Origin of the sequence: Brucella sp. NBRC 14130 (genome assembly GCF_040371715.1) — a bacterium.
GTDB classification, from domain to species: Bacteria; Pseudomonadota; Alphaproteobacteria; order Rhizobiales; family Rhizobiaceae; genus Brucella; species Brucella intermedia.
This window is the reverse complement of sequence record NZ_BAABTE010000004.1, coordinates 354,488-371,722: the sequence shown is the minus strand read 5'-3', so window position 1 is coordinate 371,722 and position 17,235 is coordinate 354,488. Positions and strand designations below refer to the sequence as shown.

Genomic DNA, 17,235 nt, shown 5'->3' with positions numbered 1-17,235 from the left:
TCAGTCTCCTTTGTCGAGCCCTGCTTCACGTGCGAATGATTTCAGTGATTTCAACCCGAGTGACTGATACTGGTACGGACTGCGAACTTCCGGGTCCTGTTCGGCTTCGATCACCAGCCAGCCCTGATAGGCTTTGTCAGCCGCGACTTTCAGCACAGGCGTGAAGTCGACGCCGCCCTCTGCATCACCGGGAACAGTGAATACACCGCGACGAACTCCCTCCAGAAAAGACAAGCTCTGGTCCCGTACCTCGGTAGCTATCGCTGGGCGAACGTTCTTGGCGTGAATATGACCGACGCGGCCCATATGCTTTTTGGCAACCCGCTCCGGATCACCACCGCCGAACAGGCAATGGCCGGTATCGAGAAGAAGCTTCGTGTGCGGCCCGGTATGCTGCATCAGAAGATCAATCTCGTCTTCACTCTGCACCACGGTTCCCATGTGATGATGGTAGACAAGCGCGATACCTTGGGCCGCGGCAAATTCTGCCAGTGCTTCGACGCCCGCCCCAAATTCTTCCCAGCGCGCTTCTTCCAGCACCGGACGCTCGGATAGAGGCTTGTCGTTGTCACCATGAATGGCGTTCGAGGTTTCGCAAACGATGATGACCTTCGACCCCATCGCCTTCAGAAGATCGAGCGCAGGCTGCATGGCCTTCTTTTCTTCTTCGACGGAATTCACTAACAGATTGAGTGAATGCCAGCCCGATACGTAGCGAAGCCTGCGCGGCTCGAGCACGGCTTTAAGAGCGTCGGCTTCCTGCGGAAACTTATGACCTTTCTCGATCCCGTCGAAGCCGATTTCGGCGGTTTCATCAAGGCATTGATCCAAGGTGATGTGCGCGCCGAGGCTGCGATCATCGTCGTTCGACCAGGCAATTGGATTGGTGCCATAGAGGATCATCGGTCAGTTTCTTTCTTTGAGCTTGGCTTCATAATCTTTACGGGCAGCGCGCACCTGTTCGCGCTCCGAGACTTCCGGCACGGCCACATCCCACCACCATCCACCGGTTTCAGGCGTCGGGTAGGGGTCGGTATCGATAATGACGACTGTCGTGCGGGGACTGTTGCGGGCTTCGGCAAGGGCATGTTCCAGCTCGCGGATCGATCCTGCTTTCTTCGTATCCGCGCCCATCGCTCCGGCGTGGGCGGCGAAATCGATCTTCGATGGATTCACATGGGCGGCATGGTCGAGCAGGTTGTTGAACTCGGCGCCGCCGGTCGCCATCTGAAGCCGGTTGATGCAGCCGAAACCGCGATTGTCTGTGATCACGACAGTGATCTTCTGCCCCATCATGACGGCGGTGGCGAGTTCGGAATTGGCCATCATGTAGGAGCCGTCGCCAACCATCACGATGACGTCGCGGTCCGGTTCGGCCATCTTGATGCCAAGGCCGCCAGCAATTTCATAACCCATGCAGGAGAAGCCATATTCCATATGATAGGACATGGGGCGACCAGCTTTCCAGAGTTGATGGAGCTCTCCGGGCATCGTGCCTGCCGCGCACATGACGACAGTGTTTTCCCGTGCCTGACGCTGTACCGCGCCAATCACTTGCATATCCGTCGGCAAGGCGTTGCCGTCGCTGGGGGCAGCAGTGAAACTGTCTGCTGCGGCAAACCATTTCTCTTTCAATGCGATATTGACGGGTTGGCGCTTATAGCTGCCGATTGCTTTCGAGAGCGTTTCAAGGCCGATCCTTGCGTCGGCAACCAATGGAATGGAACCGTGCTTGGAGCCGTCATAGGACTGGACATTGAGCGAGAGGAGCTTGCGACCGGGTTGCTTGAACAGCGCCCATGATCCGGTTGTGAAGTCCTGAAAGCGCGTGCCGACACCGATCACGAGATCGGCTTCCGCGGCGATCGCATTGGCGCTGTCTGCCCCGGTTACACCCACGGGACCGAAATTGAGTGGGTGATCCCATGGCAGGGCCGATTTGCCAGCCTGCGTTTCGATGACCGGAACGCCGTGCGCTTCGGCAAAATTGCGCAACGCTTCGTGGGCGCCTGAATAATGCACACCACCGCCTGCGACGATAACAGGTTTAAGCGCTCCCTGGATCGCTGTGGCTGCGCTGTTCAGTTCGTTTTCGTCCGGTGGCGGACGACGCCAGTGCCAGACTTTTTGTTCAAAGAATTCTTCCGGCCAGTCATAGGCCTCCGTCTGTACATCCTGACAAAAGGCGAGCGTCACCGGCCCGCAATCGGCAGGATCGGTCATTGTGCGGAAGGCACGAGGCAGGGCTGTGAGAAGCTGTTCCGGCCGGGTGATCCTGTCGAAATAGCGGCTGATCGGACGAAAACAGTCATTCACGGTCATGGTGCCGTCGTTGAAATCTTCGATCTGCTGCAAGACGGGATCAGGGCCGTGATTGGCAAAGACATCACCGGGAATGAGAAGGACGGGCAGGCGATTTACATGGGCAAGGGCAGCTGCCGTGACCATATTCGTCGCTCCGGGGCCGATGGAGGAGGTGACAGCGCAAGCGCGTTTGCGGCCAAGCTGCTTGGTATAGGCAATGGCTGCATGGGCCATGGTCTGTTCATTGTGGCCTCGCCACGTGGGTAATTCTTCGCGAATGCCATGGAGCGCTTCTCCAAGCCCGGCCACATTCCCATGGCCGAAAATAGCCCAGACACCCGCGATAAAAGTTTCCCCTTCCGGCGTCAGTTGGTTTGCGAGATAGCGTACCAGTGCTTGTGCGGCGGTCAATCGAATAGTTTTCATAGCTCCTCCAGCGTCCTCCCGGCAGAACGAACTCAATATTTGCGCACGCTGTCCCAAACGTTGCAAAGGCTGCGATAGCGCGTAGCCATGTCGGCAATTGCTTCATCGTCGCCGATCGAACCATTCAGCCATTTGCGTGCCGCGTCACCAAAGATGGTGCGCCCCACCGCAAAACCTTTGACAAGGTCGAAGTCGGCAGCGATAGCAAGGCTGGCTTCCAGTTCTTCGGCGGGTGCATCCAGTCCCAGGACGACGATGCCGCGTGTGTGGGAGTCGTTGCGTGTGATTGCGTTACAGGCATTGGCCCAGGCTGCTTTGGTTTTCATAGGCTCGAGCTTCCACCAGTCGGGATAAACCCCGATTTCGTAGAACCGCTCGATCACACGAGCTGTCGTATCGTCATCGACTGCTCCTGCTTTTGACGGGATGATTTCGAGCAGGGATTCCAGACGGTTACGCCGGGCGGCTGCGAAAAGACGTGAAACAGTTTCTTCCTGCTGCGCCTTGAACTCAGCCGTGTCATCCGGATGATAGAAGCATAGCAATTTTACGACATTCTCGACAGGCCACTCCACAAGTCCGCCGCAGTCCGGTCCGAGTTCCGGCTCCAGTTTAAGTGGACGCGAACCGGGCCATTCAGTCGGGCGCCCGATCCACAAGCCCGTGCCTGCTGCCCTGTAAAGAGCATCGCGGCCCAGCCGCCCATCGCACAATATGCCGTAGCCCTTGGCCCCGTCAGCCACCTGCAAGGCGGCATCCAAGCACAGCTGTTTGAATTCTCCGATCTTTTCGTTTGAAACACCCGCTTCGGCGGCCATCTCTTCAAGCTGGATCCGGTGGTCGAACGCGAAGACGCGCATGTGAGGCCAATCGCCGCTCCGGTTGGTGGACCAATGTATCTGCTCCAGGGCCGCATCCTTGCGCAAAGCCTTGTTGCGAATGCCAGTGCGGAAAAAATACTGAAGCTCTTCCCAGCTCGGATAGGCTGGCGTGCATCCGTGCCGCGAAACTGCAAAGGCGCCGCAGGCATTGGCGAATTTGAGGCTGGTAGGCCAGTCCTCGTCCTTCAGCCAGCCACGCAAAAGGCCGGACATGAACCCGTCACCCGCGCCCAGCACATTGAAGACATCAATCGGAAAACCTTCGCCGCTCTGCCCCTCGTCGAGACTGTCGGGAATCGCGCCTTCGAAAACCACGGCTCCCATCGGACCGCGTTTGCAGACCAGTGCTGCGTTCGTTACATCACGCACCGCCTTCAGTGCCTGTAGCGTATCAGTCGAACCCCCTGCGATATGGAACTCCTCTTCTGTTCCAACGACAAGATCAAACAGATGAAGCGTCGATTGCAGCTTGGCTGTGACGGCTGCGGATTCGATGAAACGGTTTTCGCCGTCACCGTGGCCGGAAAGTCCCCAGAGATTGGGGCGATAGTCGATATCGAGCGCCGTGCGACTGCCATTGCCCCGGGCGAGGCGAATTGCCTTCAGGACCGCCGCTTCCGTCTTCGGATGGGATAAATGTGTGCCGGTTGCCAATACACAGCCAGCTTCGACGATGAAATCTGGATCGATATCGTCCTCGCACAAAGCCATGTCGGCACAATTTTCGCGATAGAAGATCAGGGGAAAATGCTGCTGGTCGCGAATGCCGAGAATAACCAGGGCGGTCAGGCGCTCTGGGTCGGTAACGATGCCCCGAGTGTCCACGCCCTCCCGCTCCAGTTCCCGCAGTAGAAAACGCCCCATATGCTCATCGCCGACACGCGTGATCAACGCCGATTTGAGGCCAAGCCGCGCAGTTCCGGTTGCAATATTGGTGGGGGAGCCGCCGACATACTTGTTGAAGGAGGCCATGTCTTCCAGAAGGCCGCCCACTTGCGCACCATACAGGTCCACCGAAGATCGGCCAATCGTGATCAAGTCGAGCCGCTTCACTCCATCCTCCCTCGGTATTTTCTTATTGCTGCATGGCTGTGCACGAATCATGACACATAGCAGTTATTCCATTTTTGATTAAAATGGATTTATTATTCTATTTCAACTGAAAAATGGAATGTGCAGGGAAGGTCAGTCGCTTCGCCTTAGTGTCCCTACGGCGACGGCAAGTGCGATAGCCAGGCAAAGCGTTGCAGAGAGCGAACGAAATGCACCGAAATCTACTTCGGAAACCAGCAATGTCTGCTTGGCGGATTTGCTCATGGGGCTGACAAAGGTGTCCGTGATGCCGACGACGTCAATACCCCGCGCGGCGACGGTTTCAGCCATGGCGACCGTTTCCGGCGAGTAGGGGGAAAATGTAATCGCCAGAAGCACATCGCCTTCGCGAATAGCGTGCAGGTTTTCCAGTTTGCCCACGGCGCTGTGCAGCATGGCCGGAACGTGCATTTTCTCCAGCGCGTAAGCCAGATAGCTCGCGACCGGAAAGGCGCGACGGATTCCGACAATATGGATTGTGTGTGCGCTCGCCAAAAGCTGAACAGCCTTTTCGAGTGCTTGTGGATCAATGGTTTTCAGCAAACCTTCGAGGGAGGTGCGCCCGGCCTCGGCGAACTCCGCAAGAAGGGCAGGGGCGCTACCCGTCGCGGTTTCTCGCAAATGCTGCAACCGGGTCGAGTAATCAGGCCAGCCACCCGCATAGGAATCCCGGAACAGCTTCTGCATTTCGGAAAAGCCGGAGAAGCCCATGATCTGGCAGAACCGCATGAAGGCGGAACTCTGCACGCCCGCCCCTTCGGCCATCTCTGCAACAGTCGACACGGCGATACGATCCTGATTGGCGGCAACGAAATCGGCGCACTGCTTGAGCCTCTTTGGCAAGCGGTCGGAGACCTCCAACAGCTTCGCTTCGAATTCCTTGATATTTGCCGGAACGCTCATCGGTGACGGGGCAGGGGAATCCATCCTTGGCCTTTCAATATGGTCTCTTGACAATCTTTATGTCACATTCTAGCAAAATAGAATAAATATTCTACAGTGTATCTTCGGGTGAATGAAGATGGCTGTTTCCTGGGGAGGATGAGGCAATGGTGACACGTCTGGCGCTACTCGGTGCGGGCCGTATCGGCAAGGTGCATGCGGGCGCTATCGCTGCGGACAGGCGGGCCAAACTGGTTGCCGTTGCGGATGCCAATGAAGCGGCAGCACGCGCAATTGCCGACCCTGCCGGGGCCGAAGTTCGCAGTATCGACGCTATCGAAAAGGCAGCCGACATTGACGCTGTGCTGATATGCACGCCGACCAATACCCACGCCGATCTTATTGAACGGTTTTCGCGCGTCGGCAAGGCCGTTTTCTGTGAAAAGCCCATTGATCTCGATATTGCGCGCGTCCGCGCCTGCCTCGCAGTTATTCGCGAAAGCGGCGCGAAGGTGATGCTTGGTTTCAATCGCCGATTCGATCCGCATTTTGCGGCAGTACGCAAAGCCATTGAAGACGGACGCATCGGTAATGTCGAAATGGTGACGATCACCAGCCGCGATCCCGGCGCGCCACTGGCGGAATATATCAAGGTATCCGGCGGCATTTTTCGCGACATGACGATCCACGATTTCGATATGGCGCGTTTTCTGCTTGGGGAGGAAATCGAGAGCGTATCGGCCTCGGCCTCGGTTCTTGTCGATCCAAAAATCGGGGAACTCGGTGATTACGATAGTGCGAGCGTTATCCTGACGACCGCCTCCGGTCGACAGTGCGTCATTTCCAATTCGCGACGCGCTTCCTATGGCTATGACCAGCGCATTGAAGTCCATGGATCACTCGGGGCGGTTTCTGCGGAAAACCAACGCCCCGTTTCGATAGAAATAGCTTCCAGAGAGGGCTATAACCGTCCGCCTCTGCACGATTTTTTCATGACGCGCTACACGGCTGCTTATGCAGCGGAAATCGCTTCGTTTATCGACGCACTTGATACAGGAAAAGCACCCTATCCTTCAGCGGAGGACGGGTTGCAGGCCTTGGCATTGGCTGAAGCTGCTCTTCGTTCGGTCAAGGAAGGTCGCACCGTCAAGGTTGCGGAGGTCCTAGGGTAATACGGTAATTTCGTTTGCCTTTTACCGCAATCGGCTGCGATATGCGGGACATGGCCTACGAGATCGATGATTTACCGTTCGAAGAGTTTTTTGTGCCCGTGAGCAATGCTACGGCGGCCTTGGTTCGACTCGACGAGCGGCTTTCGCGCTCACCTATTCACGATGGCATGATCGAACGGTTGCATATGCACGATGCCGTCGCTTCGATGTGGCTTGAGGGCGAACTGGTGCATATGGAAGACCTGGTCTTGCATGATGCCTTGATGGACAACCGGATGCCAAGCCATGCCTTGACGATAGCGCATGCGGTTTTGCGCATGCGCAGGCAGATTGCCGGAAAATCAGCAGACTGGGCCCTCGGACCCGCTGGTATCCAGCAATTGCTTGGCCGATCCATCGATCTCGCCCCTTCGGAAGTTGAACCGCGCGAAGCTACGGATGATGATTTCGATCCGTTGCTCAATGACATTGACAGTCTGCTTGCGCGGACGGGTGCTCTTCTGGAAGGCATGGCTCCCGTCAGGCCCAAGCCGGAAACGATTCCGCGTGACAGGCTGCTTTATGACGATGACTGGGATGAAGATGCGCGTTTGCAGGAATGGCGCGATTGTCTTGCGGGCACGAGGCATCTGCCACCGCTGATGCGAGCCGCATTGATCCATGACGCCTGGTTTTCGCTGGAGGTTGTGCAGCGGTCATCGTGGATAGGCCGGCTTCTGACGGCCGCACTCCTCCGCCAGAGCGGTCTTGCAACGGGCCATCTGCCGGCAATCAGTCTCGGCCTGCGTGCGAAACGGCCCGATGAACGTCGCTCGTCCAACCGTGTGATCAGGCTCAGAACGTTTTTTGAAAGCATTGAAGAAGCTGCCGACCTCTCCATGAAGGAGCATGACCGGTTGCTTCTGGCGCGTGAACAAATGCAGCGTAAGCTCAAAGGGCGCCGGTCCAATTCGCGCTTGCCGGAACTGATGGAAATGGTGCTGCGCAGCCCGGTCATTTCCAGCCAGATGGTGGAAAAGGAACTGCAGGTTACACAGCAAGGTGCGCTGAAAATGATCTCGGAACTCAATCTGAGAGAGATCACCGGACGCGGGCGGTTTCGGGCCTGGGGAGTTCTCTAGATCAGCTTCATGCATTTGCGGCGCAGATGATCCGCGAAAAGCTCGAACTCGTTGCGGCGGGCAGCATTGGAGCGCCAGACCAGAACCAGCGATCGGTAATTGTTCTTGCCCTCGTAAGGAACGACGCTTAGTTCCGTTCCTCGCGTGACACCCGCTTTGACCGCCACCTCCGGCAGAAGGGTGACGCCCATTCCGAAATCGACAAGCTGCACCAGTGTCGTGATCGATGTGGCATGAACATCGCCGCTTGCTTGCGCCGGTGTGGAACCTATGGCGGCCATGACGTGTTCGCGAAGACAATGCCCTGTTTCCAGCAGGAGAAATGGCTGGTCCTGCAAATCGTCAGCATCGACCCGGTCGCGATTGGCCAGGGCATGATCGCGCCGCACCGCCAGATAGAAGATATCGTGACCAAGCTCTGATACTTCAAATTCATCGAGATCGTATGGATGGGCGACGAGCGCAACATCGAGGGATCCCGAACGCAAGCTGTCCAGCAGGGAGCGCGTGAGGCCTTCGCGAATGGTGAGCTGCAGTTCGGGAAAAGCCCTGGAGGTCGCAGGTAGAATTTTGGGTAACAAAAAAGGCGCTATCGACGGAATGACACCCATCCGCAATCTGGTCGTCAGCGGGCGTTCTGCCTGCCGCGCATGTTCAGGTAGTTCTTCGATGAGAGCTACGATAGTGCGGGCTCGCTCCAGAAAATCTTCGCCGGCGGGCAAAAGCTGCATTCGTCGGCCCGAGCGATCGATCAGCGTTACGCCAAGTTCGGCCTCGAGGGCCTGAATGGCGGCACTCAAGGTTGATTGGGTTACGCCCACGACTTCGGCGGCTCGTGAAAAGGAGCCCGCTTTGACGAGTGCCATGAAATAGTGGAGTTGACGGACACTGATGTTGAGCATCGAATCTTAAGTCCTTGTTCCATCGTTATAATCGATGGAATTTATCGATATAATCGCTTTGACCGATTTGGCAAGAAGCCCTATATATGACTCGCAGAACGGAAAATTCTGAAAATTCAGAAAATTCCGCATAACCATCGAATTTTAAAGGCAGGTATAAGATGCTCGGTATCGGCGACAAGCTCCCCTCCTTCAAGGTCACCGGCGTAAAGCCCGGCTTCAACCATCACGAAGAAAACGGCGTTTCGGCGTTTGAAGAAATCACCGAAGCAAGCTTCGCTGGCAAGTGGAAGGTTATCTTCTTTTACCCGAAGGATTTCACCTTCGTTTGCCCGACGGAAATCGCTGAATTTGCGCGTCTTGCATCTGATTTCGAAGACCGTGACGCAGTCGTTCTGGGCGGTTCGACCGACAATGAATTCGTGAAGCTCGCATGGCGTCGTGATCACAAGGATCTCGACAAGCTGCCGATCTGGTCGTTTGCCGACACCAACGGCTCGCTGGTCGATGGCCTGGGTGTTCGCTCGCCGGATGGCGTCGCGTATCGCTATACCTTTGTTGTCGATCCGGACAACACAATCCAGCACGTTTACGCAACCAACCTCAATGTTGGCCGTGCTCCGAAGGATACGCTGCGTGTTCTCGATGCGCTGCAGACCGATGAACTTTGCCCGTGCAACCGCGAAGTCGGTGGCGAAACGCTCAAGGCAGCTTGATAGGTCCTGATCGAGTGCGGAAAGGCGGGTCAAGGCCCGCCTTTCTTTTATCTGAAGCAGTTCCAGCCCAACATGGACATCGGAACTGCTCTATTTCTTTGTTTTTACGCATTCTCCCATGCAAAACCGCACCGCATTTTTGCTGGAAATGCTCTGATATCCCGAATGGCAGATAAAGAGGGTTCCATGTCCATTGATGACCTGAAGTCGAAAATCCCGGATTTCGCCAAGGACGTCCGTCTCAATCTTTCGTCCATGGCAAGCGATGAAACACTGACGCCACAGCAGAAATACGGCCTGTTCGTTGCGTGCGGCATTGCCTCTCGCAACGTCGATGTGCGTAAGGCGCTTGTGGGCGAAGCCACCGCCAAAGTTGATGCTTCCGTCATTCAGGCCGCGAAGTCGGCTGCCTCGATCATGGGCATGAACAATGTCTATTACCGCTTCGTACATCTCGCGACCAATAAAGACTACCGTACCATGCCGGCAAAGCTGCGCATGAATGTGATCGGTAATCCGGGTGTCGACAAGGTTGACTTCGAGCTCTGGTCGCTGGCGGTATCTGCCATCAATGGCTGCGGCATGTGCATCGATGCGCATGAGGATGTTCTGCGCAAGGCAAATATGTCGTCGGAAGCGATCCAGACGGCTGTCCGCTTTGCATCGATCATCCAGTCGGTGGCTATCGCATTGGAAGCTGCCGACACGGAATAGGGCCCTCGCGCCTCACAATGAAAAGCCCGCGCGGATCGCTCCACGCGGGCTTTTTGCTTTGTACGGTTTATTATTCGCCGCGCTTGAACGAAATGAAGGTAAAGCCAATCAGCGAAACCACGGCGGCTGCGACCATGTAATAACCGACATAGTCGAAGCTATAGTGCGTTGCGAGCCAGGTCGCGATATAGGGTGCGACCGAGGCACCCAGAATGCCTGCCAGATTGAAGGTCAGCGAGGCGCCGGTGTAACGGACAGAGGTTGGGAATGGTTCGGCGAGCGCGGCACCGATCGGGCCATAGGTAAGACCCATCAGACCGAAGCCGATGATGAGGAACGCGAGGACGCCAGCGGTGCCCGCCATAAACAGGGGCGCCATGATGAAGCCGTAGAGGCCGATCAGGACGGTGACGATAATCATGACCGGGCGCATGCCGAAACGGTCGGACAGCAGCGCAGCCACAGGGATCATCAAGCCGAAGAAGACCACGCCGATCATCTGAAGAATAAGGAATTCCTCGCGGCTATAGCCAAGGGCGCGCGTGCCCCAACCCAGCGAAAAGACCGTCATCAGATAGAACAGGACGAAGGTTGCAACCGCACCGATGGTGCCTAGGAGAAGGCTCATCTTGTGCTGCTTGAACAAGGTTGCGACCGGTACTTCGACGCGTTCAGCCTTGTCGATTGCTTTCTGGAATTCAGGCGTTTCGGCGATCTTCAGACGGATGAACAAACCCACACCGACCAGAAGAGCGCTGGCTATGAAAGGAATGCGCCAGCCGAAAGCAAAAAATTGTTCTTCGGTGAGAGCCTCGGCCAGAACGAGGAAGATGCCCGTCGCCAGAATGAAGCCAACGGGTGCGCCGAGCTGCGGGAACATGCCGTACCATGTCCGCTTGCCTTCGGGCGCGTTTTCAGTTGCAAGCAGCACCGCGCCGCCCCACTCGCCACCGAGACCAAGCCCCTGGCCCAGACGGCACAGAGCCAGCAGAAGAGCTGCCCAGACGCCGATGGAGTCGTAGGTTGGCAGGAAACCGATGGCGACCGTGGAAATACCCATGGTCATGAGCGCTGCGACCAGCGTAGCCTTGCGTCCGACCTTATCTCCGAAGTGGCCGAACAATGCTCCGCCGATGGGGCGTGCAAAGAATGCAATCGCAAAGGTTGCCAAAGACTGGAGAAGCGCGGAGTTGCCGTCGCTTGCCGGGAAGAACAGATGGGGGAACACGATCACCGCGGCGGTCGCGTAAATATAGAAGTCAAAAAATTCGATCGTGGTGCCGATCATGCTTGCGGCCAGAACTCGGCGCGCGGAGTTTTTCTGCGGAGCAACCGCTACAGCGACTGTCATTGTTTCAGTTCCAATATTGCGGGCCGTCTATTTAGGGGAAGGAGCCCAAGATGTGGCTTCTTTAAAGCCGGCGAATATAGAATCGCAAGCGGAAAAGGGCTTTTAAGCAATTTTGTAATTTCGGATGGGCTGTTTTGGAAACAAAAGCGAAAGTGGATAAAATTCCTGTCAGCGTGCGTTCTGGTCTTTCATTTGCCGCAAGGGCTGATTAAATTTCCCGTGTCATCTGTACGAAAGTAAACATGTATCGAGCAAAGTACGATATCGGCTTGAGGGGTTCACCCCGGGACCATGCGGTCCTGCGCTTGCCTTCCCGTGGGCTCGTGACGTTGCTTGCAATCCTGTTTCTTGTTTCCGCGCAACTTTGTTACGCCATGGCGCATGAGGCGCCGTCTGTGCAGACGGTTTCTGATTGTCATGTGAACATTTCGCATCAGATGGACGACACATCGGTCTCGGCGGATGCGGGCAAAACTGCGCCGAAGGATCACGGCAGCAAAACACCGAATGCTTGTGTGATGATGACGTGCGGCTGTGTTGTTCAATTGGCAACGGATTTGCGCCCGGATGTTTCTGTACAGGATTTTGGTTTGCCGCCGCTCGTTGCAGCGCTGAACGGCAAATCCCCGAACAGCGATCTGCGACCACCCATATCGCTTCAGGCTTGATCTTGGAAATCGCCGCCGAAGTTTGGCGGCTATCACGATTATTGTCTGGAGACTTACCATGACTGGAATTACACGCCGCCGCCTGTTCGCTCTGGCGACCGGGGCGGCCTTTGCCACGGCCATCCGCCCATTTGACAGCTTTGCTCAAGACGCTCATCAGCATATGGGCCACGGCGCGGGGGCCTCGTCGACCGTGACTGCTGTACGGCCTTTGCCCTTACCGCCTCTGATCGAACCGGCTGCGTCGGGTGTCGTCAAACTCAAGGTGCGGGCAGGGCGGCACAGTTTTGAAGAAGGAAGCGAAGCAGCATCGGCTGGCGTCAACGGTGCCTATCTTGGTCCGCTCGTGCGCTTGAAGAATGGTGAAACAGTCACCCTTTCCGTAGAAAACGGCATGGATGAGGAGACTACGCTTCATTGGCACGGGCTTTTCGTCCCCTCCATACTCGACGGCGGACCCCATAATGTGATTGCGCCGGGCGCGGAATGGAAACCGAAAATCACGGTCAATCAGCCAGCCTCGTTCAACTGGTTCCATCCGCATCTGCATGGAAATACCGCCCGTCAGGCACATCTCGGCATTGCTGGCCTCATGGTCGTGACTGATGGCAAGGATGCTGCACGCGGGCTACCCGAAGACTACGGTATAGATGATATTCCGCTGGTGCTTCAGGATCGTCGGGTGATCGAGGGGGACAGGGTTTATCAGCCTGACATTATGGACTTGATGCATGGTTTCCGTGGCGACAAGCTTATCGTGAACGGTATAGTTTCACCGGAAGCGCGGGTCCCTCAGTCCATTGTCCGTTTGCGCATCCTGAACGGTGCCAATGCGCGAAATTTTCATGTTCGTCTCGGTGATAATCGCCCCTTGTTTGTCATCGCCTCTGATGGCGGTTTCATCGGAAAGCCGGAACCGGTCCAAAGGTTGTCCATCAGCCCCGGTGAGCGCTACGAGGTTCTGGTGGATTTTTCCCAAGGCAGGGCAGTCGATTTGCTGACCTACGAAAATGACAGCGGTGGCGACGATCTGCATTTGATGCGGTTTGAGGTGGACAGCGCCTTGCAAGCGAAAATCAAGTCCTTTCCAGATCGTCTGGATGGGCCAGGCGTCCCGGACGAAAACCTTTCCGTAAAACGCCGCTCGTTCTTCTTCGACGAGCGAATGACGGAAAATATGAAGCTGATGATGGCAAAACCGTCCACCGATCCTCATGCCGGGCATAACATGGGCAGTATGGACATGAGCTCCATGCAGTCTGGCGCTATGGATCATGAGATGCACGGGGCCAGAAGTTCTGCCCATGCAGGTCCGGCGCTTGACGCTTTGTCATCAGGTGTAACGATGGTTATCGCAGGCAAACCGTTCGACATGGGTCGTATCGATGTAGAGGCCAAGCTTGGGTCCCGGGAAATCTGGGAACTTACAACGAAGGAGATGCCGCATCCATTCCATATCCATGGGGCGTCGTTTCGCATTCTTTCCCAGAATGGCAAAGCGCCCCCCGCACATCAAGCGGGCTGGAAGGATACGGCTTTGATTGATGGGAAGGCTGAAATATTGGTTCATTTCGACCGTGAAGCGGCGGAAAGCCATCCATTCATGTTTCATTGCCATGTGCTGGAACATGAAGATGTGGGCATGATGGCTCAATTCATAACGGTATAATCCGCCTCTGACCGCGTGACAGTGTTTGTCACGCGGTCGCTCCGGCATTTTATTTTCGAACAATTTCGAGCGGTGTGCGTTGTCCTCTCATCACGAAGGATCGCGATCAGGAGGAAACAATGCAGCCGTTTTTGATTGCTTCAGCAATGATGCTTCTGACAGTTCCAGCCATTGCCGCGGATATGAGTGTCAAACTCTATGAAGCTCTGCCAACAGGCCAGGGAAAGGAAATTGGCACCGTCACCATCTCGCAGACGGATGCGGGATTGTTATTCAAGACCAATTTGAGAGGCCTTCCTGCTGGTGAGCACGGCTTTCATGTGCATGAGAAAGGCAGCTGCGCACCGGCTGAACAGGATGGAAAAACTGTCCCGGCGCAATCTGCCGGCGGGCATTACGATCCGTCGCATTCCAAGCACCACATGGGGCCGGAAGGTGAGGGGCATCTAGGTGACTTGCCTCTGCTCAAAGCGGACGCACAGGGTAACGTGACCCAAAACGTGACGGCCCCGCGTCTCAAGTCGCTGGATGAAATCAAGGGTCGAGCCTTGATGGTTCACGTGGGAGGAGATAACTACTCCGATAAACCCAAGCCACTTGGCGGTGGGGGTGCTCGTTTCGCCTGCGGGATCATCCAATAATCGCTATCCCAGTTTTCGATGCGGATCTTGGAACCATCGGAAAACCGGGAAATGTGAAACGCCGAAGGATCGACGACCGGCGTTTCACCTGTGACCATCGCGGCCACGAGCTTGCCTGCGCCGGGACCAATCCCGAAGCCATGCCCTGAAAAGCCTGTTGCCACGATCAAGCCTTCAATGCCCGGGAGTGGTGAAATGACCGGGATGACGTCCGGCATCGTGTCGATGAGGCCTGCCCATTCCTGCGCTATCGTCGCTGCGGCGAAAGAGGGGATTGCCTGTTTGAGCTTCGTCAGCACCTGCGCGTTGGCGGCCTTGTGTGGAGCAGGGTCGAGCGTGCGAATTTTTTCAAAAATGGATATCTGGTCGGCAGGCCGGAGTTTCCATTGGAAAGCTTCTTCGAAGAAGCGCTCGCCGAACCGGAAGCGCAACGACCGCCACTCGGTTGAAAGCGAGGGTATGAAATCCCGAAAGAACCGGAAACTGTCGGGCACGATATCCGCGATAGAGCCACCGAGGCTTGCAACCGTGTATCCGCCATCAAGCCTCTTGCGCAGGGCAAAGTCCGAAAACGCAATTGCAGGTTCGACACCGGCATCAATGGGAGCCGTGCGGAATACGGAAGAACGCACCTTCAACTGCGGCAGGTGGGCCTTGAAGCTCGAAACGACAAGTCTTGACCAGGCTCCGCCCGCGACGACCACTGCCTCGCAGCGCAGACGGCCTTTTTCGGTAAGGACTGCCGTGACCCGGCCATTGGTTGTCTCAATACCGCGCACGGCACAGTTTTGTAGAATGACGGCACCGTTCTCTTGCGCTTTCGCGGCAAAAGCCGGAACCGCCTTTTGCGGTTCGGCCCGTCCGTCGAGCGGCGTTATCATGCCGCCTGCGAGCCGACGATTGATGCCGGGTGCCAATGCTTTGACCTGATTTGCATTGAGAAGTTCCGTCTCAATGCCGTGTTCCCGAGCTATCCTGATCCACTCCGCATAAAGAGCCATTTGCTCTTCTTTTTCAGCTGTGTAGGCAATCCCGGTCACACGGAAACCGGTTTCGCGCCCCGTCCGCTCATTCATGCCTTCCCATAGCCGCATGCTTTCGACGATGAGGGGCATTTCCCGGCTGTCGCGCCCGGTACGGCGGCACCACCCCCAATTGCGGCTGGATTGTTCCCCCGCGATCTCCCCCTTTTCAAGGAGAGTGACAGGAATGCCGCGTTCGGCCAGAAAAAGGGCAGTGGAAACACCGATGACGCCGCCGCCGATAATGGCAATTTTGGTTTCCTGCGGCAAGCTGTCAGCTGTCGCCACCTTATCCGTGACCGGCCCCATTTCGGTATTCTCCTGCAATGCGATTGGGTGATTTGAGCATATGGAAGCACAGTGAACATGGCTCGCTTTTTGTTCACGATCAACCGGATAACCTATTACACAATACTTAGTTGCGATATTCCTGAGATAATCCATCCTGTTTTTGTAGCTTTCTGGAGAATGTGTCTCTATATCCGCCTGAACTGCAATCTGGACACGCGATCTTGCTTATGGACGCAGCACGCAACCCGCATGATAAAAGACCGGTATTCGGGCAATCCGGCCCAGCACTGACTCTGTCCGGTATTACCCGCCAGTTTGGCGCTGTGCGTGCGCTCAATAATGTCTCTCTCGATGTTCACGAGGGCGAGATAATTTGCCTAGTCGGCCATTCCGGCTGCGGCAAGACTTCCCTGCTGCGCGTTATCGCGGGCATTGATGTTCCAGACAGTGGAACACTCGCCATGGGGGGGCGGACGCTGGTCGGCCCATCCGTCTTTATCGAGCCTGAAAAACGGAACGTGGGTGTCGTCTTCCAGGATTATGCTTTGTTTCCGCACCTGACGGTAAGAGAAAACATCCTGTTCGGATTGCGAAGAATGCCCCGCCACGAGGCGGATGCGCGGACACAGGAGCTTCTCGAATTGGTGTCGCTCTCGCACATGGCGGATCGCTATCCGCACATGCTGTCAGGTGGCGAGCAGCAACGTGTGGCACTTATCCGGGCCCTTGCTCCGAAACCACAGCTTCTGCTGATGGACGAGCCGTTTTCGAACCTTGATAGAGGACTGCGCGCCCGGGTTCGCCGCGAGACAGTGGCTTTGCTGAGAGAGCTCGGCACAACGGCGGTTATCGTAACGCACGAAGCCGAAGAGGCGCTGTCGACCGGCGATCGTGTGGTATTGATGCGATCTGGGGAAGTAGTTCAGAATGGCCCGGCCCGCGAGCTTCATGACCGGCCCGTGAACCGGTATGCAGCAGATTTTTTCTGTGACTTCAATGTGATACCCGGAAAAGTCGAGGGTAATGGGCTGGTAACTCCCTTTGGGAAAATTGCCATAAGTGCACAGTTTGGACCCGACGTTGAAGCGTTTGTTTATCTGCGTCCGCGTGACTTTACGATCGTGACCGATAGTGAGACTGACGAAGCTTCATTGCGTGGTCATATTGAATCCCGCACGTTTCTCGGTGAAATCGAAGAACTGCTCGTGCGGGTAACAGATGCGGCTCCGCGCCTGCGTGTACGCACCGAACTGCGGCTTCCGGCTTCTTCCAACGATATAGTGCTACGCCCGCATTGGGATAAGGCGCTGATTTTCCCCAAGTGACTGAAAATATCCGCTGTCGAAGTGTTGCAGCAATTGACCGTCGGTGCGCTGCACCGTA

The 17,235-nt window shown here is 56.2% G+C and carries 14 protein-coding genes and 1 pseudogene; 8 read left to right on the top strand and 7 right to left on the bottom strand.

The features are described 5' to 3' along the window. From iolE to ABWW28_RS10420, 4 genes are all read right to left on the bottom strand, one after another. Positions 1–903, bottom strand: coding sequence for a myo-inosose-2 dehydratase (iolE, locus tag ABWW28_RS10435; protein ID WP_176587609.1), 903 nt, complete (start codon positions 901–903; stop codon positions 1–3). A 3-nt stretch (positions 904–906) separates the two neighbouring features. Further along, on the bottom strand, positions 907–2,730 hold the full coding sequence (gene iolD / locus ABWW28_RS10430; RefSeq protein ID WP_176587610.1) for a 3D-(3,5/4)-trihydroxycyclohexane-1,2-dione acylhydrolase (decyclizing): 1,824 nt from the start codon (positions 2,728–2,730) through the stop codon (positions 907–909). Between the two features lie 32 nt (positions 2,731–2,762). Further along, positions 2,763–4,715: a bifunctional 5-dehydro-2-deoxygluconokinase/5-dehydro-2-deoxyphosphogluconate aldolase gene (locus tag ABWW28_RS10425; protein ID WP_176587611.1), complete on the bottom strand. Its 1,953-nt coding sequence runs from the start codon at positions 4,713–4,715 to the stop codon at positions 2,763–2,765. Positions 4,716–4,796: 81 nt separating this feature from the next. Next, the gene (locus ABWW28_RS10420; RefSeq protein ID WP_176587612.1) at positions 4,797–5,630 is read right to left on the bottom strand and encodes a MurR/RpiR family transcriptional regulator; all 834 of its coding nucleotides are present in this window, start codon (positions 5,628–5,630) and stop codon (positions 4,797–4,799) included. Between the two features lie 122 nt (positions 5,631–5,752). Between ABWW28_RS10420 and iolG the strand changes: the two genes are divergently transcribed. After that, positions 5,753–6,757, top strand: coding sequence for an inositol 2-dehydrogenase (gene iolG, locus ABWW28_RS10415; protein ID WP_176587613.1), 1,005 nt, complete (start codon positions 5,753–5,755; stop codon positions 6,755–6,757). Between the two features lie 41 nt (positions 6,758–6,798). After that, a complete protein-coding gene (locus ABWW28_RS10410; RefSeq protein WP_376780755.1) occupies positions 6,799–7,878 on the top strand; it encodes an RHE_PE00001 family protein in 1,080 nt (359 codons plus the stop codon). Here the strand turns inward: ABWW28_RS10410 and ABWW28_RS10405 are convergent. Next, positions 7,875–8,780, bottom strand: coding sequence for a hydrogen peroxide-inducible genes activator (locus ABWW28_RS10405; RefSeq protein WP_176587614.1), 906 nt, complete (start codon positions 8,778–8,780; stop codon positions 7,875–7,877). The genes ABWW28_RS10410 and ABWW28_RS10405 overlap by 4 nt on opposite strands. Before the next feature lie 161 nt (positions 8,781–8,941). Between ABWW28_RS10405 and ABWW28_RS10400 the strand changes: the two genes are divergently transcribed. Both ABWW28_RS10400 and ahpD read left to right on the top strand, forming a co-directional pair. After that, entirely contained in the window at positions 8,942–9,496 is a 555-nt protein-coding gene (locus tag ABWW28_RS10400) for a peroxiredoxin (RefSeq protein ID WP_006469087.1), read from the top strand. Between the two features lie 186 nt (positions 9,497–9,682). Further along, positions 9,683–10,210, top strand: coding sequence for an alkylhydroperoxidase, AhpD family (gene ahpD / locus ABWW28_RS10395; RefSeq protein WP_176587615.1), 528 nt, complete (start codon positions 9,683–9,685; stop codon positions 10,208–10,210). A 70-nt stretch (positions 10,211–10,280) separates the two neighbouring features. Here the strand turns inward: ahpD and ABWW28_RS10390 are convergent, their stop codons facing one another. Beyond that, entirely contained in the window at positions 10,281–11,561 is a 1,281-nt protein-coding gene (locus tag ABWW28_RS10390) for an MFS transporter (protein WP_025090050.1), read from the bottom strand. Positions 11,562–11,803: 242 nt separating this feature from the next. Here ABWW28_RS10390 and ABWW28_RS10385 point away from each other — a divergent pair, with 242 nt between their 5' ends. The 3 genes from ABWW28_RS10385 to sodC all read left to right on the top strand — a co-directional run bounded on the left by ABWW28_RS10385 (position 11,804) and on the right by sodC (position 14,539). Continuing rightward, on the top strand, positions 11,804–12,229 hold the full coding sequence (locus ABWW28_RS10385) for a hypothetical protein (protein ID WP_176587616.1): 426 nt from the start codon (positions 11,804–11,806) through the stop codon (positions 12,227–12,229). 58 nt (positions 12,230–12,287) lie between these two features. Beyond that, entirely contained in the window at positions 12,288–13,898 is a 1,611-nt protein-coding gene (gene cueO, locus ABWW28_RS10380; RefSeq protein ID WP_353390935.1) for a multicopper oxidase CueO, read from the top strand. Between the two features lie 119 nt (positions 13,899–14,017). Beyond that, positions 14,018–14,539, top strand: a complete 522-nt coding sequence (gene sodC, locus ABWW28_RS10375; RefSeq protein ID WP_176587618.1) for a superoxide dismutase family protein — start codon at positions 14,018–14,020, stop codon at positions 14,537–14,539. A gap of 5 nt (positions 14,540–14,544) precedes the next feature. Here sodC and ABWW28_RS10370 read toward each other — a convergent pair. Beyond that, positions 14,545–15,870 (bottom strand): annotated as a pseudogene (locus tag ABWW28_RS10370) (NAD(P)/FAD-dependent oxidoreductase); the annotation flags it as partial. A 209-nt stretch (positions 15,871–16,079) separates the two neighbouring features. On the opposite strand from ABWW28_RS10370, the gene ABWW28_RS10365 reads away from it, so the two are divergent. Then, positions 16,080–17,177, top strand: a complete 1,098-nt coding sequence (locus ABWW28_RS10365; RefSeq protein WP_176587619.1) for an ABC transporter ATP-binding protein — start codon at positions 16,080–16,082, stop codon at positions 17,175–17,177. Positions 17,178–17,235: the final 58 nt, after the last annotated feature.